This is a genomic window from Phormidium sp. CCY1219, assembly GCF_055795085.1.
On record NZ_JAYFEQ010000635.1, the window covers coordinates 15,269 to 39,922 of the forward strand.

General features: G+C 49.9%; 21 protein-coding genes and 2 riboswitches. Of the genes, 4 read left to right on the forward strand and 17 right to left on the reverse strand.

All coding sequences use genetic code 11. The features are described 5' to 3' along the window. Positions 1-389: 389 nt before the first annotated feature. Together AC0QH1_RS18165 and AC0QH1_RS18170 are read right to left on the reverse strand one after the other, a co-directional pair. The gene (locus AC0QH1_RS18165) at positions 390-1,667 is read right to left on the reverse strand and encodes a glycosyltransferase (RefSeq protein ID WP_324632666.1); all 1,278 of its coding nucleotides are present in this window, start codon (positions 1,665-1,667) and stop codon (positions 390-392) included. A 148-nt stretch (positions 1,668-1,815) separates the two neighbouring features. After that, a riboswitch (cyclic di-AMP (ydaO/yuaA leader) is annotated at positions 1,816-1,989 on the reverse strand. A gap of 488 nt (positions 1,990-2,477) precedes the next feature. Then, on the reverse strand, positions 2,478-3,077 hold the full coding sequence (locus AC0QH1_RS18170) for a Uma2 family endonuclease (RefSeq protein ID WP_324632667.1): 600 nt from the start codon (positions 3,075-3,077) through the stop codon (positions 2,478-2,480). Positions 3,078-3,396: 319 nt separating this feature from the next. On the opposite strand from AC0QH1_RS18170, the gene AC0QH1_RS18175 reads away from it, so the two are divergent. Then, positions 3,397-4,461, forward strand: a complete 1,065-nt coding sequence (locus AC0QH1_RS18175; protein WP_324632668.1) for an agmatine deiminase family protein — start codon at positions 3,397-3,399, stop codon at positions 4,459-4,461. Between the two features lie 62 nt (positions 4,462-4,523). Then, a complete protein-coding gene (aguB, locus tag AC0QH1_RS18180; RefSeq protein ID WP_324632669.1) occupies positions 4,524-5,384 on the forward strand; it encodes an N-carbamoylputrescine amidase in 861 nt (286 codons plus the stop codon). 72 nt (positions 5,385-5,456) lie between these two features. Here aguB and AC0QH1_RS18185 read toward each other — a convergent pair whose 3' ends face one another. Next, positions 5,457-6,377, reverse strand: a complete 921-nt coding sequence (locus tag AC0QH1_RS18185; protein WP_324632671.1) for a metal ABC transporter permease — start codon at positions 6,375-6,377, stop codon at positions 5,457-5,459. 64 nt (positions 6,378-6,441) lie between these two features. Between AC0QH1_RS18185 and AC0QH1_RS18190 the strand changes: the two genes are divergently transcribed. Continuing rightward, on the forward strand, positions 6,442-6,858 hold the full coding sequence (locus AC0QH1_RS18190) for an ArsR/SmtB family transcription factor (RefSeq protein ID WP_324632672.1): 417 nt from the start codon (positions 6,442-6,444) through the stop codon (positions 6,856-6,858). 237 nt (positions 6,859-7,095) lie between these two features. On the opposite strand, the gene AC0QH1_RS18195 is transcribed toward AC0QH1_RS18190, so the two are convergent. Both AC0QH1_RS18195 and AC0QH1_RS18200 read right to left on the reverse strand, forming a co-directional pair. Beyond that, positions 7,096-7,947, reverse strand: a complete 852-nt coding sequence (locus AC0QH1_RS18195) for a metal ABC transporter ATP-binding protein (RefSeq protein ID WP_324632673.1) — start codon at positions 7,945-7,947, stop codon at positions 7,096-7,098. Positions 7,948-7,953: 6 nt separating this feature from the next. Then, complete coding sequence (locus AC0QH1_RS18200) at positions 7,954-8,967, reverse strand: metal ABC transporter solute-binding protein, Zn/Mn family (protein ID WP_324632674.1); 1,014 nt, start codon at positions 8,965-8,967, stop codon at positions 7,954-7,956. Between the two features lie 478 nt (positions 8,968-9,445). Here AC0QH1_RS18200 and AC0QH1_RS18205 point away from each other — a divergent pair, with 478 nt between their 5' ends. Further along, the gene (locus AC0QH1_RS18205) at positions 9,446-10,483 is read left to right on the forward strand and encodes a diacylglycerol/lipid kinase family protein (RefSeq protein WP_324632676.1); all 1,038 of its coding nucleotides are present in this window, start codon (positions 9,446-9,448) and stop codon (positions 10,481-10,483) included. Positions 10,484-10,668: 185 nt separating this feature from the next. On the opposite strand, the gene AC0QH1_RS18210 is transcribed toward AC0QH1_RS18205, so the two are convergent. From AC0QH1_RS18210 to AC0QH1_RS18265, 12 genes are all read right to left on the reverse strand, one after another. Then, positions 10,669-10,884, reverse strand: a complete 216-nt coding sequence (locus AC0QH1_RS18210; protein WP_324632678.1) for a hypothetical protein — start codon at positions 10,882-10,884, stop codon at positions 10,669-10,671. Between the two features lie 35 nt (positions 10,885-10,919). Further along, a riboswitch (Glutamine riboswitch) is annotated at positions 10,920-10,998 on the reverse strand. A gap of 88 nt (positions 10,999-11,086) precedes the next feature. Beyond that, positions 11,087-11,584: a hypothetical protein gene (locus tag AC0QH1_RS18215; protein ID WP_324632679.1), complete on the reverse strand. Its 498-nt coding sequence runs from the start codon at positions 11,582-11,584 to the stop codon at positions 11,087-11,089. Between the two features lie 126 nt (positions 11,585-11,710). Continuing rightward, positions 11,711-12,484 (reverse strand): tryptophan-rich sensory protein, encoded by a 774-nt coding sequence (locus AC0QH1_RS18220; RefSeq protein WP_324632680.1) that lies wholly within the window; start codon positions 12,482-12,484, stop codon positions 11,711-11,713. A gap of 310 nt (positions 12,485-12,794) precedes the next feature. Next, positions 12,795-14,000: a CRISPR-associated endoribonuclease Cas6 gene (cas6, locus tag AC0QH1_RS18225; RefSeq protein ID WP_324632681.1), complete on the reverse strand. Its 1,206-nt coding sequence runs from the start codon at positions 13,998-14,000 to the stop codon at positions 12,795-12,797. Positions 14,001-14,317: 317 nt separating this feature from the next. Next, a complete protein-coding gene (locus tag AC0QH1_RS18230; protein WP_324632682.1) occupies positions 14,318-17,887 on the reverse strand; it encodes a WD40 domain-containing protein in 3,570 nt (1,189 codons plus the stop codon). 119 nt (positions 17,888-18,006) lie between these two features. Continuing rightward, positions 18,007-18,528: a hypothetical protein gene (locus AC0QH1_RS18235; RefSeq protein WP_324632683.1), complete on the reverse strand. Its 522-nt coding sequence runs from the start codon at positions 18,526-18,528 to the stop codon at positions 18,007-18,009. A gap of 97 nt (positions 18,529-18,625) precedes the next feature. Next, the gene (locus AC0QH1_RS18240; RefSeq protein WP_324632684.1) at positions 18,626-20,512 is read right to left on the reverse strand and encodes an AAA-like domain-containing protein; all 1,887 of its coding nucleotides are present in this window, start codon (positions 20,510-20,512) and stop codon (positions 18,626-18,628) included. 390 nt (positions 20,513-20,902) lie between these two features. Then, positions 20,903-21,511: a hypothetical protein gene (locus tag AC0QH1_RS18245; RefSeq protein ID WP_324632685.1), complete on the reverse strand. Its 609-nt coding sequence runs from the start codon at positions 21,509-21,511 to the stop codon at positions 20,903-20,905. A gap of 252 nt (positions 21,512-21,763) precedes the next feature. Further along, positions 21,764-22,186: a hypothetical protein gene (locus AC0QH1_RS18250; RefSeq protein ID WP_324632686.1), complete on the reverse strand. Its 423-nt coding sequence runs from the start codon at positions 22,184-22,186 to the stop codon at positions 21,764-21,766. Between the two features lie 184 nt (positions 22,187-22,370). Beyond that, on the reverse strand, positions 22,371-22,727 hold the full coding sequence (locus tag AC0QH1_RS18255; protein WP_324632687.1) for a hypothetical protein: 357 nt from the start codon (positions 22,725-22,727) through the stop codon (positions 22,371-22,373). A 271-nt stretch (positions 22,728-22,998) separates the two neighbouring features. Next, entirely contained in the window at positions 22,999-23,421 is a 423-nt protein-coding gene (locus AC0QH1_RS18260; protein WP_324632688.1) for a hypothetical protein, read from the reverse strand. A gap of 379 nt (positions 23,422-23,800) precedes the next feature. Then, on the reverse strand, positions 23,801-24,052 hold the full coding sequence (locus tag AC0QH1_RS18265) for a hypothetical protein (RefSeq protein ID WP_324632689.1): 252 nt from the start codon (positions 24,050-24,052) through the stop codon (positions 23,801-23,803). Positions 24,053-24,654 lie beyond the last annotated feature (602 nt).

Sequence of the window (24,654 nt, forward strand, 5' to 3'; positions counted from 1 at the left end):
CTTTGGAGGAGTGATTAAACTTTCCTATCACCCTGTTAAGTTTTGTTACGGAAAAATCGTGTCTTCTGTTACAATGTCAATTGAGGAAAAGATTGAATATCGTTAACCCGCTGCACGAAGAAGGGAACGCGCAGAATGGGATTCCTCAATTAGAAACGACAACGGAAAAGGTATTTTTTCCTCGGCCAGCTATGGATTAAGCTGGTCTTTTTTTTATGATTTTTCTCGCAAAAGCTTTGGTGGATAAGGGTTTAAAGTTTTTTATCCGCCTGAATTGTTATTTTTTGGCTCCCGCATCCCTAAAAAAATGAGGGCTAGCGAGAGAGGTCCCAAAGGGGGGACTGAATGCTAGCGCCTCTTGCAGTAGAACCTAGGAACCAGAGAAAAGGTTAAGCCGCAACCGCAGGGGAGGGGGTGGAAACGGGGATGGGTTCGGAAAGCAGTTGGTTGTAAACGTAGGCTAACCGGGTGGCGACGCTATCCCAGCTAAAAGCGAGTTCCACGCGCAGGCGACCGGTGGTGCCCAGTTCGCTTCCCCATTCGGGATTGGCTAAAATGCGATCGATGGCTTCGGCAAAGTCGCGATCGCTTTTTGCCGGCGCCAGCAGACCGGTGACTTCTCGGACCACGGTAAATTTCAGACCGCCCACATTGCTTGCTACCACGGGGGTGCGACTGGCCATTGCTTCGATCGCCACGAGGCCAAAGGGTTCGTAGTGACTGGGTACCACGCAGACATCGGCGGCGGCGTAGTATAGGTGCAGGTTAGAGCGGCCCAGTCGTCCGGGGAAGGAGGTGATGTCATCGAGTCCGAGTTCTTTGACGATGCCGTGAATGCGATCGCGCTCGATTCCATCACTCTGTCCGGGCCGATATCCGCCACCGATAATTAAGTTGAGGTTTTCGCGATCGCGCAAGCTAGATTGCCCCACCGCTCTCACTAAGGTTTCGATCCCTTTGCGGCGATCGAAGCGCCCCACATACAGGATGGTTTTGGCATCCTCGGCAATGCCTAGGGCTTGGCGCGCTTCTTGGCGAGAAATCTGGCCGAATCTTTCGATATCCGTACCGCAAGGAATGACTTCGATCGCTCCTTTACGCGATACTAGCGCCCGCATGTGCTGTTCTTCTTGCGGACTGGTGGCCACTACGCGATCGACCGTTTCCAGACAAGCTTTTTCCGTTGCCAGTCGCGTCGAGGCGATGTCCGGTAAATCGCGAACGCTTCTATATTTAACCGCACCTAATGAGTGATAGGTGTGAACTAGTCTCACGGGTTGGTGTTTTTTCAGCTCCATCCCCACCCAAGAGGACAGCCAATAATTTGTATGTATCAGGGAATACTGTATTCCTTCTCGATGTTGGAATTTCTGAAACGCTTTGACAAATTCCGGGAGATAACTAAATATGCGATCTCGATTGATAAACTCTTCTGGCCCTGCGGTTAAGCGGATGGTTCGGCAGTTCGGGTGATGCTGAACGATCGCTGATTGCTCGGGACTGTTGCGCCGTGCGAACATATCCACTTTCCATCCCAGTTTAGCGAGGGCTAACCCGACTTGTAATACGTAGACGTTTTGACCGCCGGCTTCTTCTTTACCGATTTGTGCGGCGGGATCGCCCGTTACCGAAATTAAAGCGATGCGATTTTTTTCTTGGTTTAGCATGTCTCGATGTTTACCTTATGCCTTGCTTCCCAGCCTGCTTGCGTTCTGAGTTGTGTCATGGCTGACGCTACAGAATCTCAGGGTGGGAAACTTTTTCCCAGCTAAGGACACTGACGAGTCGCGTAAAAGATATTATTTTACCGATCTTTCAGTCTCCTCTCAATGCCGACGGGGTTAGCTGACGGGCGAGGACTGAGAGATGTCCCTCTCCTTCAGAGTGAACTGGGAATTGAGCATCCCCGTTGGGTTCCTTCTGATGAAGATAAGCCCCTGAACTTGGTTCCCCCGCTCCAGTTTCCGTGAGATTTGGAGAACTTATATTCTCGATGAGAATCGGTTATCCTCCTGCGGTCAACTGGATTAGGCTGACTTTTTTAAGCTGATGGTACTAACTATAGCTTAAATTTTTTGGCACTTCAATACGTCTGGGGTTGTATTTTTCCCCAACCCTCTAGAATTGAATTCATCTATCTAGAGATAGAGATTTAGGTCTCGCTGAGGGTAGAAATTTGACCAAAGGATCCAGGGTCGTGCCCGGGATCGGGAGTGTAACGATGTGGAAGTATCGACGATTACAGGAAGTTCGAGATCCCAGGGTCGGGGCGCAGGATTCAGGGTGCCCGGGGGGCGCGATCGCCCTCTAGCGCTTCTAATACAGTCCATAACCGCCGGGGATTGATGATTACACGACGTTCGAGATCCCAGGGTCAGGGCGCAGGATTCAGGGTCTCGGAGGGGCGCGATCGCCCCCTACGGCTTCTAATACAGTCCATAACCGCCGGGGATCGACCTAAACGCTTTGTCGCCCCCTTATCCTTGATTGTCTGATGCCGGATTTTCTGGCCGCAATTCCACATCCTCATAAACACTCTCCATGCTGAGGGTAAAATCCACGCTAGCGAGATGAACTTCTCGGCTATTTTCGTCATAGGAATACAACACCCACAACCCTTCACTATTGCGCCGAAAGCAATCCACCCGCTGGCGCTTTTGATTGATTAAAACATATTCAGTTAAAGTCTCGATTTCCCGATAGTCGGCAAATTTATCACCCCGGTCAAACGCTTCTGTTTTCTCCGATAAAACCTCCACAATTAAACGGGGATAGCGCTTAAATGAGTCCAATTCTCTATCCCGTTCGTCGCAGGTTGCCATAACATCGGGATAGTAATAGGTATTTTTTGACTCGATGCGAGCTTTCATATCTGCCATATAAACCCGACAGCCGGTTCCTCGGACATGGCTTCTTAAAAGCGCAAATAAATTGCCAGCAATGGTCACATGAGCATCGCTAGCTCCCGCCATTGCGTAAATGTTTCCGTCAATATACTCATGTTTTATCGGGCTGTTTTCCTCGCCTTTGAGATAGTCTTCTGGAGACAAGTAGTTTGCGCTTGAATTGGCAATCATAGTTTTTAATCCTATGGGTGACGGTTTTCTTAAATTATATCGCAATTCCCGGGGTTGGATTCTACCGAATGAGTGCAAATGGTTCGGTGGGCAATGCTTTGCAAAGGGTTCGGTGGGTAATGTCCAGCCTACCATTACCCCTACGCTTGGGAAAGCTGGATGAAAAGCGACCCAGAGGTGGATGGATGAAGGGATGAAAGGCCGAAGAATCCGCCTCGGGTGAAAATTCGGGGAAAATTTGGCGATCGCGCGTTAAAAATGCCAGTCAAAGTGTTAAAATAGGGGGAGTATTAAAGTCGGGATATAAGGAGAAACACCCTTGACTATCCTCAGCGCTCCTGCCACTCACGATCGCATGCCTGCAGAATGGGAACCCCATGCGGCGTGCTGGTTGGCTTTTCCCAGCCATGAAAAGGAATGGGGAGAGTATTTGTCGGCGGCGCGGGCGGAATTTGTGCAGTTGTGTCGGGCGATCGCCGATCCCGATCCCCGCACCGGTAAACCGCGCGGCGAAAGGTTAGAAATTCTGGTGCTGGATGAGGCGGGAAAAACCACCGCCGAAGCATGGCTGGATGGAATTCCGGCGCGCTTTCATCTGATGCCGTTTGGCGATATTTGGCTGCGGGATATCGGACCGATTTTTCGCTGGAAAAGCGCGGGCAAACTGGCGACAATTCGGTTTAATTTTAACGGATGGGGCGGCAAATATATCATGCCGGGAGATGAAAAGGTTGCCCAAGGAATTAGCGATCGCCTCGGTTTATGCAGCGATTATTTTCCCGAAGTTATCGAAGGGGGTGGGATAGAAATTGATGGCGAAGGCACCTGCTTAACTACCCGCCAATGTTTGCTCAATTCGAATCGCAATCCCGATCGCAGCCCAGCCCAACTCGAAGCGGTGCTGCGATCGGCTTTTGGCATCAAAAAAGTGCTGTGGATCGAGCGCGGATTGCTCAACGACCATACCGACGGACATATTGACACGATCGCTCGATTTGTTGCCCCGGGTGTGGTGCTGTGCATGGAACCCCGCAACGCCGACGATCCCAATGCCGAAATCCTAGCAGAAATTGCCCGGGATTTATCCACCTTTACCGATGCCAAAGGACGGCATTTGCGCGTGATTCGCATTCCGTCACCGGGTAAAATTGTAGACGACAGGGGTGAAATTATGCCCGCCAGTTACGTGAATTTTTATATCGGAAATCGCACGGTGGTGGTGCCCACTTATGGAAGTGAGTGGGATGAGTCCGCTGTAGAAGCGATCGCGAAACTTTTTCCCACCCGACGCGCGATCGGACTTTCCGCCAAAGCCATTTTAACCGGAGGCGGTGCATTTCACTGCATCACTCAGCAACACCCCGCATTTCCTGCTGAAATTTAACCAACCGCGTCGCAATTTCCAGACCTGAAAAATCACCGAGAATTAACCCTCAAACCCAAACCATGAATCAAGCCGTTACTGTTGCTGCATTGCAAACCTCATTTACCCAAGACAAACAAGCCAATGTCGATCGCATCACGGAATTAGTCCGCGAAGCGGCGGGGAAAGGCGCGCAAATCATTTTACCTTCCGAGTTGTTTGAAAGCTATTATTTTTGCCGCGAAGAACGAGAGCATTTTTTCGACTGGGCGCATCCGGTGGATGCCCATCCCACTTTGACTCATTTTCAACAATTAGCCCAAGAATTAGGCGTCGTTATTCCCGTGTCTTTTTTTGAAAAAGCCGGACCAGCATATTACAATAGCGTGGCGATAATCGATGCCAATGGGGAACGATTGGGAATTTACCGGAAAAGTCACATTCCCGATGGGCCGGGTTATGAGGAAAAGTTTTATTTCCGCCCGGGAAATACGGGGTTTAAAGTTTGGCCGACTCGCTATGGTACGATTGGGGTAGGAATTTGTTGGGATCAGTGGTTTCCAGAGTGCGCCCGTTCTCTGGTATTGATGGGGGCGGATGTGCTATTTTATCCGACGGCGATCGGTAGCGAACCGCAAGACCCGGAGTTGGATACCAAAGACCCTTGGCAACGAGTAATGATGGGTCATGCCGTGGCAAATGTGGTGCCCGTGGTGGCGGCAAATCGCGTGGGAATGGAAGGGAATCAAACGTTTTACGGTCACTCGTTTATTGCCGATTATCGCGGGGATAAAGTGGCGGAATTGCCCGGGGATAAAGAAGGAGTCATTTGCGCCAGGTTTGATTGGGCGGAAATTGCCCGATATCGCGCTTCATTTGGGTTTTTCCGCGATCGCAGACCCGAACTGTACGGCGTTCTTGTCACCGCCGATGGAACCTTGTAAAAAGTCCGCATCCTCCTCCCGCGTTACCCGAGGTTCCGCCTCCCCACCGTAAATCTGCAAAAATCGCGGGCATTATTTTCCCCGCCGAGGAATTAAAGAAGAGGGAAACGCCGAGGGAATTCGCTTGACCAGCAACAGGAGTAAAAATAGCAAAAATTGCACCACTACAATGCTCGGACCCGAGGCAAAATTAAACAGTCCCGATCCGAGCATTCCGAGAATCGAACCCATTGCACCCATAGTCACAGAAATTGCCATAAATTTCGCAAAAGGATGGCCGAGTAATTTCGCTGTTGCTGCGGGAATGACCAGAAACGCATTCACCAATAAAATCCCCACGGCTTTAATTGAAACTGCAACGGTTAGAGACAGCAAAATCACAAATAAATAGCGATGAAAGTCCACGGCGATGCCTTGCACTTGGGCTAAATCCGGATTGAGGGTAATTAAAATTTGCTGTCGCCAAGTGGAGAACAAAAACACGCTACTGATAAGCAACAACAGGCTAATTAAGAGAATATCTGTGAGGTTAATTGCCAAGATATCCCCAAACAAGACAGCCATCAAATTGCCCCGATAGCCTTGTAAAAAGCTGGTTAAAATTACCCCGATCGCTAAAGCGGCGGAGACGGCAATACTAAATACACTGTCACTGGGAAGCTTGGTTTTTTCGATTAAATAAAGCGCGCCGAGTCCAAAACAGAGGGTAAAGGGCAAGAGAGTCCAGGTTGGATCCACCTGCAATAACACCCCCAACACCACGCCAACTAAGGCAGAGTGCCCCACGGCATGACTGAAAAAGGATAACTGGCGCAGGGTGACGAAACATCCGAGCAATCCGCCGAGGATTCCCATTAACACCCCACCGGCGATCGCCCGCTGCATGAATGGCAACCCCAGTAATTCTAGAAGATTGGCGATCGCCGTGTCGCTTCCTTGCAACCCAATCGAAGTGCAGGAGTTGAAGATTTCTAAAAAATTGACTATCATCATTAATATCTGTACGATTGAACAGGTATTGAACCTTTTTGGCTTAACATTTACCTAAACCTGCAAAATGTCAGTTAACTATTCTATCGATAAAACGGAAAATCCTGCGCCCAGGGAGGCGGATGATTTGCAGTGCCTGCCGGAACATCCCCTAGATATTGACAATATCCATACCATCCAAAATCATCTGCTCGATGCAGACAAAGCCCAACAAATGGCCGAGTTTTTTAGTTTTCTGGGCGATGCCAATCGGTTGCGAATTATCTCGGCTTTGTCGCTGAAAGAATTATGCGTTCACGAATTAGCCGCCATTGTCAAGATGAGCGAGTCGGCAGTTTCTCATCAATTGCGGAATTTAAAGGCAATTCGACTGGTCAGCTATCGCAAAGAAGGACGGCGGGTTTACTATCGCCTGCAAGATAATCACGTCTTTAGCCTTTATGAGGCAGTTGCCGACCATCTGGATGAAAAAGATTCGGGGTAATTTTATTAACTGAAAGTTGTTCTATTGATGCAGTTGCTAACAGAATAAAGCGGCTGTATTGCAATTAAAAATAGCCAGGTTGAAAAGAGGGAAAATGAGTAATGGTACAATGAGGCAGAGCCTCTGGGGGGCGTTCCCAGGCAGAGCCTAGGAACGAGTAAAACGAGTAAATGATGATGGCGATCGGGAGCAAAAAGGGGGTGGGAATTTTCCGAAGTATCTCTTGCCTTTCTTCGTTTAATGATGATGGTGATAGCGAGCAAAATCCGGGCCATAAGTGGCTAATAAATTTTGCGGGGCCAGTGCGACTTCCGGTTCGCCGCTACAGACCACGGTTTGATTCAGACAAATGACGCGATCGCAGTGGCGACTGACCATATTTAGATCGTGGGACACCTGCAACACGGTCCAATTTTGCTCGCGTTTTAACTCATTGAGAAGGGAATAAAATTCCGCTTCGCCTTGAATATCCATGCCCGCCAACGCTTCATCTAAAACGAGCAAATGTCGAGGAATCACCAAACAATAAGCAAGCAACACGCGCTTCAATTGTCCGCCACTTAACCCGCCGATCGCGCGATTTCGCAAATGATAGGCATCCACTCGTTGCAGCGCCCAAGCAACGGCAGTTTCTTTTTCCGGGTCATTTTGCCAAGGAAAGCGAAAGGGAAGGCTTGCGGATGACAAATTACGGGTAAATCGTCTCTCCCCTTGTGCTTTTCGCCATCCGAGTCCCACTAATTCTTTCACTGAAATCGGGAAAGAACGGTCAAAAATAAAATTTTGCGGCACATAGCCCAAGCGCGATCGCAATCTTCCCAGTTTTTCCAAGGGTTTGCCGAACATTTCTATCTGACCGCCACTGCGCGGAATTAACCCTAAAATAGCTTGCGCCAAGGTACTTTTTCCCGCCCCATTCGGTCCGACAATTGCCGTATTGGTTGCCGAGGGCAATTGAAACGAAACATCTCGCAGGGCGGGATAACTGCCGCGATAAACGGTTAAATTGTCTACCTTGACCGGGGTAGATTCTTGCAGAGAAATGGACTCGGGGCGTCTGCTGCCATTCCTTTCATCCTCAGAATTCATAGGAAGTTACTTGCACGCAGTTTCTAGGGTTTGCAAATTGGATTTCATTGCTGTAAAATAATGTTGCGGTTCCAGCGGTCCGGACACTAAGGGGTCGATCGCATAAAGGGTGAGGTTCAAGTCTTGCGAGAGGGTTTCTAACAATTTGTTATCCACTCCCGGTTCCCCTAATATCGCCTTTACGTTATAGTTTTCCACGGCTTCTACTGTGGTTTGCACTTCTTTCGGGGACAGGTTGGTTTCCGGAATGGAGACCACCGCCACTTGCTGTAGTCCATAGCGTTGCGCTAAGTAAGGATAAGCATCGTGGAAAGTAATAAAGGTGCAGTTGGGATACTGCTTTAGCTGCTGCTGAAACTCGGCATTGAGTTGGTCTAATTTCTGGATGTAATCGGCGGCATTGGCTTCATAAATGGCCTGATTTTCCGGGTCGGCAGCGATTAACCCGTCGCGAATGTTTTCCACTTGTTGTTTGGCTAAAACCGGGTCAAGCCAAACGTGGGGATTTCCGCCTTCGTGAACGTGGTGATGGTGGTGTTCGTCGTGATGTTCTGCTGCGGTATCATGGTGATGTTCCCCATGTGCTGCGTGGGTCTCCTTGAGGGGGTTCATCACGGGAGAAATTTCTTCTACGGTTTGAATGCCAACACTGGCATCGATTTGTTTTAAGTCGGAATTGCCGGCATTTGTTACCGTATCTTCGAGAAATTCTTCTAAACCGAGACCATTTTTGATTAAAATATCGGCAGTGGCGATCGCTGTGACATCTTCCGGTTTGGCCTGATATTCATGCACCTCGGCCCCTGGGGGAATCAATACCGTCACTTGTGCTTTATCTCCCGCCACCGCTTTGGTAAACCAGTACATCGGCAAAAAAGTGGCCACTGCGTTTAAAGATTGCGCCTCGGATACCGCAGTTTGTTCCTGGGATACGGACTCGGAAGGAGTCTCGCGACAGGCGATCGCCACTGGCATCACCAGCAGCGCCATCAACAATTTTCCCACAGTCTGGCGAATCATTTGCACTCTCCTTGTCTCCCCATGACGGTAGATGCTTGCACTACATTTTCGAGAACGGTTCTTATTCTACCGCATACGAGAATAAATCTCATTCTATTTTTTGCCGAGATTGCTGGGATGGGTACATTGCAGATTGCCAATTACAATTTATTCTTGTGGGGTGTGTACTGCCCACCGGGCGATGGATTTCCCACCCCCAAGCTGTACCCCCGATAAATTAGCATCCAAATTGCACAAAAGAAAACAGCTAACTGAGAAAAACCTAATTACATGAATGGGGGGGGGTTATCCGATAGTTTTCTGATTTCGCGATTGGGAACAGCGCAGATTTGTTCTGGATTCGTGCCAGGGCGGGAATGACCGATGGGAGTGGCGTAGTTGCCGCCAGCAAAAGACTGGTGGACAAAATGACCGGAAAATCGATAAACTGTAAAGAGAGAGATGCTATAATACAATAGGATAAAAACAGTTTAAAATCATGCCTAAACCGATACTTTTTAGCAATCCAAATGCCTACGGTGGCCGCACGGCCAAATGGACAGAATATGCAAGAAAACTGTTACGAGATTTCGGCATCGAACACGAGGCGATCGCCACGCAACCGGACCGGAAAACCATCGAGATAGTGCGGCGCGCCATTGACGAGTCGGGGGTGCGCTTGGCGATCGCGATGGGAGGAGACGGAACGTTTTCCGAGGTGGCGCAAGGGGTACTTTCGTCCCAACATGCCTCGGAAGTCACCGTAGCACTGTTACCCACGGGAACGGGAAACAACCAAGGCAAGTCATTTGGCATGAAAAGCGGCGATCGCGCATTGCCCGAGAACGTGAGAGCGATCGCCGAGGGCAAAACCATGCTGTTAGATGCGGGACGCTTGCAGCATCTAGACGAAGAGAATCGGGCGATAAAAACCGATTGGTTTGTGGATTCCCTGAGTTTCGGATGGGACGCAGAAATTGTCGAAAAGAGCAATCGCGATCGCGCTACAGTGTCCTCAATCCCCTTTTTAAGTGAGATATACAGAGACCAGCTTATTTATGTGGGCGCATCGATTCAGCATTCGATCGCAACCCTGTATCGGGATAGGGCGTTTGATGTGTGCGTGGAGATTGATGGAGGGAAGCATCACTATCAAAGCGCGATCGATATTATCGTGAAAAACACCCTAGTTTATGGCGGCGACTGGATACCCGCGCCCGATTCCTTACCGGATGATGGTTATTTTGAGTTGATTCCGGTGATGGGAAGGGGAGAATTTTTCTGGAAGGCGATCGCCAACCTGCGATCGGGTCCCTTTTCGGAAGCGGACTTTCGCCGTTGGGGCATCGCCCTGTCTCCCACGCGACGCGGATCTGCGTTTCAGTTTGAAATTTTACCCCAGTATCGCCACTCCATCCCAGCAGGGCAAATGGACGGAGAGGAATATCAAGTGAGTTCGCGGTTTCGCATCGACGTGCGACAGCAGGTGTTGCGGTTTGTCGTGCCGCAGTCTTATTCGCGCGATCGCCGCGATTGATAGTCCAGGGCACAGCGGTTTCCCATCCCCGCAATGGGGCGTTCTGCGATCGGGAAGGGTGAATGCGCGCCGCCTAACTTTTTGCCGGGACAAAGCCCGTCACCGCGATCGGATTTTACCTAACTTTTTCTCGCACAAAGGTTGGTTCGGTGGTGATGGGAATCTAAATTTTTCTCGGATTACGGTTAAGTAGAATGATTAAACGGGCTAATTTGAGTGAATAAAGGAACCGAAACAATGGCCAGTTTGACCAGCCAAGGGGCAAACACGAGGCTAAGAATCAAGCAGATTGCCGCCATGCAAACCGCCGAGACTTTCACGATTTCTTCTTGGGTATTTACGCTCAAGCAGACTGCGATCGAAGCGATCGCTAAGGTCGTTAATGAGGGCGCAAGCATCATTTGAATTACCTCTGTACATACTTCATGTAAGATGCAGTGCGTTCCTTCGGCTTTTTAGACCTACTTCCGTCTCTCCAGGATGACGAACCGATCGTCGGTGGGGAGATGAACGATTTCTAGTATGTATTCTGGTTTACAACTTTTTTGGGCGATTGTCAAGCCCTCGCCCAAAAATTTTTTTGCGATCGGCGATTTTTGCCCTTTATTGAGGCTGGGGCACTGGTTGGGGCACCGGCTGGGGCACCGGTTGAGGCACCGGCTGGGGCACCGGTTGGGGCACCGGTTGGGGCACCGGTTCCGGTGCGGGAGACGGCGTGGGTTCCGGTGCGGGACCGGGAATTGGCTCCGGAGTCGGGGGTGCCGGATTCGGCGGTGTGGGGGCGGGGGTAGGGGCTGGATCCGGCACTTGAATGGATTGCCCGACAGATTGGAGAGTTGGAAAAGTCATAAGCGTTTGCGAGTGGCAACGGTTTGCAAGAGAAAAGGCGATCGCCTCAGTTTTCAGCAAATCCACCGCCAATCGATTGCCGATGCAATTGCCGAAGAGTGAGGGACAAGTAGCGATCGCCGGGGATAGTGTTGGCAAAAATTTCCGCGCTTTGAGAAAGTTATCACAAGCGCGATCGCCCTCATTGGAAAACAGAATATCCAAAACCTTGGCGCGATCGCCTCTACCGAAAGCATCATTTTTCCTCCCCACTCGAACAAATTTTCCCTTTTTTCTGAACTTCTGGAACGGTGGGAGCGAGGGTTGTGCGAGTGCTTGTTACCGCCCCCTGGGAGCGAGGGCAGGTTTGAAACCGGGGGGATTTGCCGCCGGCACAGTTTATCTTCCCTGTATGCGAACCACGAGTAAGGCAACTAAGGCGATCGCCAGTCCCCCAGCAGTCCAAGCGATAACCGGATACTCAGCTTGGCGCACCGCGATCGCGATATACGCCCAAACGAACACCAAATTAAACGCAATATCGGTGCGTTGCCAGGTCACAAATGCGGCGATCGCTGCTGCGATCGCCAACATTATCGCCGTCCAAATCACCGGCGTGATGAAGCCACCATTCCAGCCCAAAGCATAAAGCGCACTGGCAATATTAACAATCGTTGCCACGCTAATCCAAGCCAAATAAATGCTCAAAGGAATATTAACAAACCACTTATCCGAACGAGACACTCGCGTTAAGCCAATATCCAAACGCAGATAAGTGCCGATGAGGGCAAGCAAAATGCACAGCATGGCCAAAACCGACCAGGAAAAAAGCAGGTATTCAAACAAAAACACCCAGATAATTTGAGCCACACTCGCTACCACTAACAGGTAGCCCATAGGACGCAAGCGAGGATTATCCCGTTGTGTCGGTAAAACTTGGTAAATGCCGAAGCTAATTAATCCCAGATAAATAATCCCCCAAATGGCAAAGGCATAGTTAGCGGGAATAATCAGCACATTTTGAAAATATTGGTTAGAAATTTCGCCAATCGTCAACCCATTAAAGGGGGAAATATTGGCGAGAATATTCGTGCCAAATGCGGCCAAAATTGCGATTAAAGTGGCCACCGAACGAAAGAGGTCGGAGGTCGAGCGTTCAGAGACCTGTGTCATGGCAATAGCTCCGTGGGTTTTTTGTTATTTTAGGCGATCGCACCTCCTAAAGCACTCATCCTTAAAGCAGAGTTTTACCATGCCCCTTCCGTATAGGATTGGATTTGGGGGAATCACGCGGGCGGTGCGTGACCCCCGGATGTAAGTGCGGTAAAATAGCACAATTGGCGGGCGGGGGTCACGCACCCTACGGTGGATTTGGGGGAATGACGCGGGCGGTGCGTGACCCCCGGATGTAAGTGCGGTAAAATGGCACAATTGGCGGGCGGGGGTCACGCACCCTACGGTGGGGATGAATCAAGCGGATAATTTAGTGCGATCGCAGTGCTCGGCGCGCTAACTTGGCGTAGGTCTTCACCGTTTGGTAGGGCATATTCAGGTCAGCGGCGATCGCCTGTAAGGATTCGCCTAACTCGCGACGGGCGAGAATGGTAGCCCAGGTTTCGGAAATTTCGCGAGCGCGATCGCCTCCCTTGCGCTTGCGCTGACTCATAAACAGTTCCGTCAATTCCGCCATTCGTTCCGCCAAAAGACTTTGCATCGAAGGCACGCTGGGGGCAGACTCACAAGACCAACCCAAGCGAGTTTGACCCAAACCGAACGTGGTCTTATGTCCGGTACCACAATAGGGGGCCAAGCGTCCCAACGCATAGAACAACTGTTCGTATTCCGGCACTTCCCCCGCTTGACGGGATAAACCAAACTCAACCGCCCCGGTAAATCCCGTCACCATGCCTTTTTTCCCGGCGGCGACTTTCATCGACTCTAACTGATGGCGGTGGATCAGCACTGACTCTTCCACCCACTGCAAAAACTTCTCCTGGTCTACATTCATCCCCGAGAAATCGTTCCAGCGACGCAGATAACTGTGAAATACATTCGTCGGTACTGGGAGGGGGAAGTGATGCTTCTTGCGGCGAAAACTGGTGGGCGTGACAAAACTCAATCGCATCGTCGGCGGATTTGGGGGGGCGGAATCCCACAGCGTGCTATATTTAACCGGATCCAAAGCAATTTCACAAGCGCGAATCGACAGCGGCGCATTTCGCAAGTCAATTTCCTCGGGCAACTGACGCACCCACTCCCGGAAAAACTGCACCACCGGTTTCGAGAGTGCGGTCACGTACCACCGATAGGTTTGGCCCACTTGCAGTTGAAAATCCTTGCCAGAAGAGACCAATTCCCCTTCTAACCCCGAAATCGTAAAGGGTTTTTCCGATTGTCCGTCATGCAAATAAGCGGACAATTTTGGGTCAGCTTGGCGCACTTGGTCTAAAAACCAAGCGTGCAACCCAATGCTGTATTGCGCGTAAAGATAATCCGCCGCCCGGGGGGTGAGTTCAAACACTAAACCCAGCAATTCCGTATCCGCCGTCCAGTTCAAATGAGAACCAGAAGAATAGGCGGCAGAACCTCGGCTTAAATCTACTGTGCCTGGGGCATAAAGTTGAGTAATGTTTTCCCTGACCTGGGACTTATTGGCTGTATTAATTGGAGACAGTTGTAAGTTTGACATGATGACAGCTTCCTTGATTATTAGGGTTCGACAATTGAGTGGCGATCGCAGCAAAAATACCTCATACAGTATTGAAGTATTACCCATAGTTTTCCAGCCATAAAAACCTATTATTGGTTATTTTTGACTGGTATTTTTATCCCGAAATCGCCAGAATAGCGGGCTGTTTGTTCCTCCAGTTGGCTCTTCTGTACTTGTAATCTCTTGCGAGTCTTTTATCGTGCTGACTTCGCTTAAATTTGATGTTTGCATCCCCTTTTATTATACCTCATATTTTTGCAATCTACCATCAATGGAAGGAAAATTTATCAAAAACATTAATCAGAGCGGCACACGGTCAATTCCGAGCGAACTTGTCGATGAGTTGCCAAATAATCCGAGAGCCAATTGCAGCCGCGATCGAGCAGGGAACTCAATCCTTCCAACTCCCACCAAGTCACCGCATTATCCGTGCCAACCGTGACGATTTGTTCTCCATTGGAGAGAAACGTCATGCTCAGCACATCGGTTTCATCCGCCTGAAACTTGGCGAGAACTTGCTTTGATAGGGAACCGGATAACACAAAAAGCGTTACCGTACCATCGGTGCCGGCAGTGGCCAACAAATTGCCATCGGGACTAAAACTCATACTATTGATCCAGCGAGTATCGCTATTGAATTTATCTAGTTCTTCACCGGACAAATTCCACAAGCGAATTTTGCCATCTTCGGCGGCGATCGCGAGGCGCTTTCCGTCCGGACTAAAACTCACACTGGTGACTTCCCCGTAAGGAAAAGGGAGTTTCCGAACCTGGTTATTTGATAAATTCCACACTTGCAACAGACCCGGCCCATTGGCGATCGCGATCCGCTCGCCATCGGAGCTAAAACTAATACTTTTCACTTCATTTCCCATACTCTTAAATTCCGGTTCTAGGGAATTGCCGAACAAATCCCAAAGACGAACCATGCCATCTTCCCCCGCAGTGGCGAGGCGCTGCCCGTCGGAACTAAAACTCATGCTAACGATGCGACCCTCATGGGCGGTAAAAGAGGGACTTTGCGCCGTACCGGACAAGTTCCAAATTCTAAGCTGGCCCTCGGGTTGTGCGGTAGCAAAATGTTCGCCATCGGGACTAAAAATAATCCGCCAAAACTGCGGTTTGGAATCTGACGAGGGCGCGGACAAAGACTCGACTGCTGGCGTTGAATCCGAGGACAAAAGTTCGGCTTCTGGGGTAAAGGTAACGCGATCGCCTTGAGTGCGATACAGGTGAAAAGGCGGGTTTGCATTCCCCGATAAATCCCACAATCGCACCGTACCATCCACGCCCCCAGTCACCAAGCGCTCGCCATCCGGACTAAAACTCATGCTATTGACGCGATCGTGGCGATCGCCTTTAAACTGTTCGAGCAATTCCCCGTCGAGATTCCACAATCGCACCGTTCCATCAAATCCCACCAACGCCAGATACTCGCCATTCGGACTAAACGTCATGCTATTAATCGCACTTTGAGCCGTATTAAATTCCGAGATTTCTTCTCCCGAAAGATTCCAAACCCGCACCGTACCATCGAAGGCGGCGGTAGCAAATAAATTCCCCGTGGGACTAAAGCTCATGCGATTCACCGATGGGTGAGCTTCGGGACTATCGCTGACGCTATCCATTGCGGTGGGGGTGCTGGTAAATTGCGCGATCGCTTTGCCCTCCAAGTTCCATACTTTCACCGTGCCTTCTTCCGCCGCCGTGGCAAAATGTTTCCCGTCCGGACTCAAACTGATACTATTAATATTACCTTGAATATTGTTAAACGCATTCAGTTGCTTTCCTTGCAAATTCCAAACGCGCACCGTGCCATTTTCCGACACCGTAGCGAGGCGGTTAGCATCTTGGCTAAACACCGCACTGGCGATCGGATTGGCATCTGCTTGAAAGCTAGCGATCGCGGTTCCGGAACGGTTCCACAGACGCACCGTACCATCTTCTCCCGCCGTCGCGATCCGCTCTCCATCTTTACTCCAAGTGACGCTATCGATCGCACTTTCATGGGCCGCAATCGTAGCCAAAGGAGTGCCGGAACGGTTCCACAGACGCACCGTACCATCTTCTCCCGCCGTGGCCAATCGTTCCCCATCGGGACTAAAACTGACACTTCGCACCGCACCTTGATGGCCTTTTAATTGATTTTTTTCGTGGATTTCATGGAGAATAGTTTGCAAGGCATAAAGCGGACCGATCGTGGGATACTTGGGTAAGGGGCGATCGGCATTTACCAACTGGTTTAAATCTTGTCCCGCCTGCATCGCCAGGAGCAACGCTTCCAGTTCTACCCCTTCCGATGCAAACCATTTTAAGGCATTCGCTCCTTGGCGTTCGATGAGGGTTCCTTGTTGGGCTTCCGTGAGGGCAATTTTGCCTTTAAATAAGGCGATTGCTGCCACGGCAAAAAATACCGTCATCACCGCATAGGCGCGCTTGAGCATGCGCTTGGCTTTTTGTTGCGCTTGGGTTAAAATTTGATTGGCTTCCCGTTGCTTTTGATTGGCTTCGGATAAAATATGCAGGGCTTTCTTTTCGGCATCTAGGGCTTTTTGGACTTCGCGTTTTTCGAGTTCTTGACTGGCGGCTAAAAACTGATAGTCGCGATCGCTCAAACTTTTGTCAGCCGCCCAAAGGCGGGCATCGCGCAAGGCTTTTCCGCGCAACAGTCGCGATTCATCGCGATATTCCGACGCCACCCACGCCGATAAAGCTTCGGCATAGGGGCGCAAATCATCTAACGCTCTATCCACCCAGTTTAAATCAAATACTGCCGCATAGATGGGGTTGTAAATCATTAACTGACCACCTTGCTTGCAGGTTAATCCGGAAAGCTGCAATTCGATTTGTTCCGGACTGTTATCGGCGCGGATGCCGTGGGGAGACTGTAAAATTTGCTGATACAGACCTAAGAGGCGACTGGCCCGCTTTTCATTTCGCAGCAAGCGATCGCGCAGGGTTTTTAAATGCGGCGGTTCATCTTGCGATTCCCAGTTTTCAATCGCCCGCGATCGCACCAGGGAGGCGATGAAATTGGCCGGATTTTCAATAGCGATCGGGCCATTTGCTCGGGTCGATTGACCCTCTCCATTCACCACTAACTTGCAGAGTTTTTGGGTGAGGAAAGGTTGGCCGTTCGTCCAGTGTAAAATTTCTTGCAGCAGGTCTTGCGGGTTGGTGCAAACTTGCGCCAATCCTTCAGCTAAAGGTTGTGCTTCGTGCAGTTGAAAGCCATTAAGTTGAATCGATCGCCCGATATTAAACGGCGTGCGGCTTTTGTCTTGGATTAATTCCGTGGGAGTCGCCACACCGAGGAGGACGAAGGTGAGGCGTTTGTAGTCGGGATTGTGGGCGCGTTTGTTGTAGCAAGCGCGGATAGAGGCGAAAAAATCGTCAATCGGGAAATTTAAGCCGAGGACGCTATCGATTTCGTCGATAAAAATGACAATATTTTCGCGGATGCGTTGCAGCAGGACTTGTTCGATAAATTCGCTCAAGCGCTGGGCGGGAGAGAGTTCGTCGCGATCGCGCAACCAGGTTCTAAATTCCCGGCGATCGAACAAACCAAAATAGCTGGAGATGGTGTGGATAGCCCCGGCATACCATTGCATCGAGGTCACGTCTTTATTGCCGATCGCGGATAAATCGATCGCCGCGCAGGCAATTCCTTCCGCTTGCAACTGTTGCATGGTTCTCAGTTGCAAGCTGGATTTTCCCATCTGCCGGGATGTGAGAACGTAACAAAATTCTCCCGCCTTCAGACTGGCATAGAGTTCTCGATCCGCTTGACGCACCACATAGGTGGGGGCATCTGGCGGGAGACTTCCTCCGACTTGATAGTATGCTGAAGTATGATTGGCAATCATTCAGTCACTCCGAAGCTACTCGATCGGGCGATCTTCCTCAACGCTGGGTTCCGAACTCTCGGATAAGTCATCTTTCCGAACCATCGGGTCGGCAATCGGGAACATCAGATGATTTTTTATTACTGTAACTCAAAGTCCACATCCGTAATATCGCTAGCACGACTACAGTTGACCAATCTTTCGCTGGGTCGCGTTCTAAACGGAACCAGGGTTCCCGCACGTTCGTGAAAAACGCTGAGTAAATACCGACCCGGACGCATCAAAGAAAAGGCATAATTCGGTTGAGTGGGGTCGTTGCTAAATGCCTGAAATTTGGCTAAGGCATTTTCGGTATTCGGGTCGATGACCACCACGTAAATCGACCGCGATCGCTGTCGTTCGATGCCATAGATTCTTCCGGAAATCGAACAAGCATCTTTCACCTGTTTCGTGCCGGCATTCCATCCCGGGGACAAGCGCTTTTTACCCAACTCGAGGGCAAACGCCGGTTGACAACTCGGGGAGGATTGTCGCTGTAGGTCAGACAGATTTAGCGCCGAGGAGGGGTCATCTGCATTCCCACACTTACGGGGCGAATTGCGATAGTTTTCCGACTTCACCGGATTGGCTAAAAACAGAGGAATAACCAGGGCTACCATCATTATAAATCGTGGTAGAGTATTGAGAATCATGGAATCCGATCGGCTCCTAGCTGATAACTTGCACGTCTACTGAGTAGAGCACCATTCATCCGCTCAACTACCCCTCGAGTCGATTTCGGAAATACTGACGATATAAATCGCAGCGCTCTACGACCTCATTCCCTTGGAACTTCACTAACCCCATGCTGTGCAATTTAAACGCTTGTTCTGAAGGCAATCGCACCGGAACCGAGGTGGCAACTACCTCTTTCATGGCGCTTGCCAATTGCGGATGCTGTTCTAAATTCCACAAATGACGTCGCAGATGATCGTTATAAAGTCCCGCTTCCGTGGGGGCAGTTTTTAACAGTCCTTCGAGGGTGATGTCCTGACGAGCAATATGATAAAGAGCGAGGCGCACCAAAAAAGGATGTCCGCCGACCATTTGCATCAAAGATTCGACTGCTTTGGCATTCCAATTCAAGCCATAGCGCCGAGCTAAATCCAGCACCAGGTTGGGGGTAAATTCCGTTAATTCAATCGGCAGCCCCACGTTAAACGGGGATTGATTGATGTTCATCGGAATGTACACTTCGGTGGAATGCACCACAACTAATCGCAGTTTTTTCCAAATCTCGCGCCGCTTGGATTCTTCGTGCCACGCGCGCAACAAGCCAAAAAAGTCATCGGCAATTTCGGGATGTTGGAAGACGCGATCGACTTCATCGAGGCACAAGGCTAAGGGAGTGTCGATTTCTTTGAGCAGATATTCTTCAAAATACGCTTTGCAGTTGACGTTACTGCCGAGAAAATCATCCCAATATTCGGGCAGTTGATTCGGCAGTTTGAGCTGTTGACCGACGTAGGCGCAAAGCCATTTCAGAAATTTATCTAAGGTGGCAAAAACGCCTTTATCGGCTAAGTGAAAGCTGAGATGAACGGGACGATATCCATGTTGGGAGGCGTGATTGAGAATGCGCGCCATCAACGAGGTTTTGCCCATTTGTCGCGGTGCTTTGATTCGAATCAGGGCACCGGGTTGGACGATCGTCTCAAAACAGCGTTGTTCGATGGGCGGACGTTCGACATAAAAGGGAGAACCCAAGTCTACTTGTCCTTCGGGCAATTCTGGCCCTGCAAAGGGTAAAGGTCGGCCATCGGTGCTTTCCCAGGTTGGGGTTAAAGCGGATAAGGCGGCAGATTCGGCCTCGCTTTCGGTATCGGTTCCCTCGGTTTGCAGCAGGTGCAGGATGTCTCGCACGATCGCAGGCGTGTCAGCCGGCGATTGCCACAGGCGTTGCGGCACTCCTTGGAGCAATACGCTCAGATCGTAGTTTATGGGCGCATTTAAGGGAAAATTTACCCGCACTGCGATCGTCTGCGGTTTGCCGTCTTGGCGCGACTGGCGCAACTCTCTGGCGAGGCGCACTTGCTCGATGAGCAAATCGCTAAATGCCGCTTGCTCGGACAACAACAGTAACAGCCGATCGCACTCCTCGAACAGGGTTTTCAGCCGTTGCAGGCCGTTTTCTCCCGCTCTGAGGACATCTTGTGCGACAGTCACTTCGTGTCCCACCGCGCTCATGCCTTCTTTTAAAGGTTCCACGAGTCGCAGATCCGGTTTGCGATCGCCATATACGATCGCCACTTTCTGAGGGATAACCTCCGATCGGGTGGCCACCGAGGGTGCGATCGCCACGGAGACTCCGATTAACTCAGCTTGTGGCTCGCTTTCTCTGGATTCCCTAGGGACAGACTCGGAAACCACCACCGATGAGGCTCTGCTCTCCGGCGATTGGCGATCGAGAAATGCTCTCAATTCGCTCTCTTTGCCTCGGGTTTCCCCTTCGATGCCAAATTTCTTATAAACTTGACCCATGCGTTTGAGGCAAGCGCCGCGAGAAGTATCCTCTATTTGGGCGATTTCGTCATAGTCTTTATCCTCTGCAAACCGTAGCAAAAATACTCTCTCCTGATCGGGAGAAAGTTGATGCTGATGAGCCATCTGAGTTAAAAACTCGCGCGATAACACCTGTCTACTGCCCCTTGACGATACAATTACAGAGACTCTGTTAAACTCCGGATGTTCCCGCTTTAAAGAGGCAACCCCGGTAGAATCTCCTGATTACTACGATATCTTACTTTTGCCACTTTCGGTATCCGGAGATAATCCTCCTAAATGCCGCAGTGGGTTTTGCAATTGTCGCGTTTTACAGAGGATTTAGAGTGTATCTGAGGGACGCAGGCGAGGCTTCTGCCTCGGTTTAGGATGTATGGAGCCGATCGCAGCTCTAAGGCTGCATTCTACTATGGAAATACAGAGAAAAAGCCGGGAGAAACCCCCGGCAGGCATGGTGTGTGTGAAAAACTTGCTTCATTAATGACACGATCTCGCTTACCGGACATCCAAAATCAACGTCTGTCTCAAGCTGCCATTGCCACTAATTTCGTGGGTTATGGTATTCCTTTCCCCCACTAATTCTAACCGCACTGTTGAACTGGCTGGACTATAATATCCGCGAATTTCTACCCGGTTTTCCCCCGACTCCAGATAGGGGGCGAGATTGATAAACGCACTGTTTCCCCTCACCGTTTTTACGGGAATTCCATCTACGGTTATCTCTGCGCTAATATAAGTCCGCGCCTCTCCACTAATTTCTAAATCGAGATAGGCAGACTTTACAGTGACGGCAGTGGTTCCTTCACTGCGCGATAACAACGAGTTCGTTTCTACCGAACGCCCCCGATGTCTTTCCCACCGATCTAACTGGGGAAACTCCATCTCCCAATGAGGAAATAAATTGCCCCAACGATTGAAGGAATTCCCATACGAGTTGCGGCGAAACTCCTGGCGATCGCGATAGTAGTCTAGCCTAAATCCGCGATTGGATTCCATAAATATTCCGCGATCGTCCATCTGAATCGACATCTGCGCGATCGCCTGCGTCGCCCCGAGCAGTAAGGCGGCACAAGACGTGGCTACAGCCAACAGTTTAATCTTCATTTTGTCTTTCATCAAATACAACACTGGATTTATCGATACATACACCATTCTATCCCTTTCTTACCGTGAATTATTGACCCTCAGCCCGGGGCTTGTGCGGACAAACCACGGGCTGCATTTAAAACAATAGCGCCCTCTACTGCCGAAAGACTAGGGGAAAATAAAAGAAAAATCCTCCTGTTATTTTTCCTCGGTTATTTCTCCTAGCGTCAAGAAGTTGACATCCCCTCAGTCAATGAGCGCAGTGATAGGTTATTCAACTAAACGTAGTTTTTCTCGATACCGCAGAGCCGGATTGTTAATCGAGTCAATGCGATCGGCGGGATTATCCACATCAATTTGTGGATTGACGCGAATCTGAATCGGATAAGAATTCCGCAATTGCGAGTGACCGTTTTTCCGGATAGTTTGGCGCACCGTGCGGTTTTGTACCGCGCGATTAGGACCGACATGAATTTGTGCCCCAGTGGTCACGGTGGAACTGCCGCTACAAGCTCCTTGCGATTCCATTTGGACGTCATTATTTCGCCGCGCCGGTCCGGCACCACTAATCGAAACTTGAATCCCTTGATCCAGTTGCACGCATTGTGCCGAAACCGGAATGGTGGAAATCGGTGCAAAATTAAACAAGGCAGAAATCGCGCAGCAAGAGGCTGCAAGTATTGAGGTTTTCATGGTATCCTCCCGATGGGTTTTGTGGTGTTGGCATTGTCCCGAAACTGGGGATAAATTCGGCAGGAGGAAAATTTATCCGCTTCGCAAATCTCGCGGATTTCTTGGATTTTCCCAAGAATTCCGCCCGAGACTGGGTTTCAGAGACGATGGGTGGAAATAAGCTTTCCCCCCCATTTCCGCTACCTTAGTAGCGGTTGCTTCGTTGGGTATTTTGTTGAATAATCCGCTGATTATTGCTAGAATAATTTGGCAGTTGAGTCGGGGTGCGGACAATTCCTTGTTGGGTAAATCGGCGGGAACTCCCAGCAGCAGCAGAAGATGGTGTGCTGTTGGTCCTTCGCCCTTGGTTGATGTAAATGACTTTGATGGTTTGATCCACCCGATTATCGTTGCCATTAATAATGGCTTCTTGGCTGATTGGCTGCACCACGCGCCGATTGTTTGCGCTACTGCGACCAAATTCTGCATCGGCAGGCAAAGCAACCAGCCCTAGGGTTGCCGTGGCACTCAGCAGACTCAAAATGCCTGTGGTTTTTAGCATGGTTGATGACCATTAACGAACGGTTAAAATGGAGTCGATTTGACGGGGAGGGAAAAGCACGGTAAAGTTAAATCAGGGTCAGTTAAACCCGAGTGGCGCAGGGGGAGTTTTGGCCTCCCACCTTACCTGAGTGCCTGTCATATGGCGTCCGAACTCGGGAATTGCAAACCGCCAGAATGCTGTGCGATCGCCCGATTTTTCTTCGGTGTTTTTCCCTCCACTCCCGAGAAACCGAGGGCAATTCGGTTCTCGGGTTTAGGAGGCGATCTCTTTAGTGCTTTTTGCGATAGTTGGGTTTCTTTTGATAGCGCGGCGCATGGCGAGGGGAATAACGAGGCGTGCTGGTTTCTACCGTGGTTTGACGGTTGTTTTGCCGCACGTGATTGTGACGACCATACACATCAGCGTCTTGGGTTTGTTCTTGCACGATTCCTTGGTTGCCAAATCCGCCAGAGGTGCGATCGATATGGGTTTGGCGGGAGTTTTGTTGCACGTTATTTCCACTGCCCGTAACCACGGCGCGTTGTTGGCTGTTTTGAATCACCGCACTATCACCAGTGACTCGGTATCCGTTCGCTTCGGCGGGTAGAGAAATCATTCCCACTGTGGCAATGGTTAACAAACTGAGCAAGCCATTCACTTTAGACATTTTGACAGTTTTGGCGATGGTTTTGTAGGCGTTAAGCTTTTGCATGATTGTTTCTTCTTGTTGTAAAGGTCAGTAATGTTTGCATCAACAAACCGAATTGGTTTTGGCTGCTCCCTGATTGACTCTGTAATCCTCTGTTAACTCTATTAAAGAGGCTCTTTTCTTTTTTGTCAAGGGAAACGGCAAAAAAATTTTTTTCCTACTGCGTTGTCAAGCTTTAGCAGCAAAAACCTTGCTAAACAAGGAATACAGCCGCCAAAACCTGCCTAAATGTAGCGACAAACACCAAAAATTGCCCAAAAAAAAAAATAAAAGTTTTTTTTATTTTCTCAATAAAAAAACGGAGTCTGAATGACAAAGTATGAAATAGGCCCCACTTTTCCGAGTCAGACTCGCTATTTATGAGTCAAAGCCGAGGAAAAGGTCATGCTTTGACGGTCTCTTGGAGGAAATGCTCGGGCAATACCTCCTTAAATAAAGGAGAAGGCGATCGCCAGCCTCGGTAAAACAGAGCCTTACCCTCTTTATCCTCCACAATTGGGGATGGAATCGCAAAAGTCAGGGAATTTCTGCCGTCCGCATCCGACCGATGCCTCTCTACCGGTTCGCCACCTAGAATGTTCGCCGAAATATTGTGGATTGGCAATTCGCAATATTCTGGCCAAAATGAATGCATATAAAAGGTAGGGACTTGCTGTGTCTTCATCCCTCGGGAGTCCGGAGATAGATTTGAGACAATTGGCATTGCATCCGCAGTGGGTTGGAATTCTCCTCATGCCATCCTGTTGTGCGAAACCCCGGTGGGCGTAAAAATACTGAGAGCTATGCCCCGCGATTGGGGAGAATACAGTATAATTGCGGTCGTCGCGCCTCTGCTTCACCGACTCTTTTCTCTCTCCTCCGTGCGCGTGGGACTCGCGCAAATCGATCCGACCTAGGAAGACTTGCCTTTTGTGCACAGGTCGAGATTCCGCGAACCGTTTCATCTCATTTGGAGGGGAGAGGAGATTCTCCCATAGGCGAGATTGATGCCGGGACTCATTCCCTACCCGATTGCTTGCTGCAGCGATCGCATTCGTTTTGACTCGGCTAGGGTTGCTCAACCATCTCCCCCCTTTCCCCTCAAATTTGCCCCCCGAAGTAAATTTTTGTAAAAAAAAAGGGGGTTTCCCCCTTTGCAATGTTATCTTGAACTTACTAGGTGCGAATCGTTCCCGCCAAAGTTGAAGTTGAAATACTGAAAACGTAAGCGGGGCAAGGAATCTAAGGCTTAAAGCC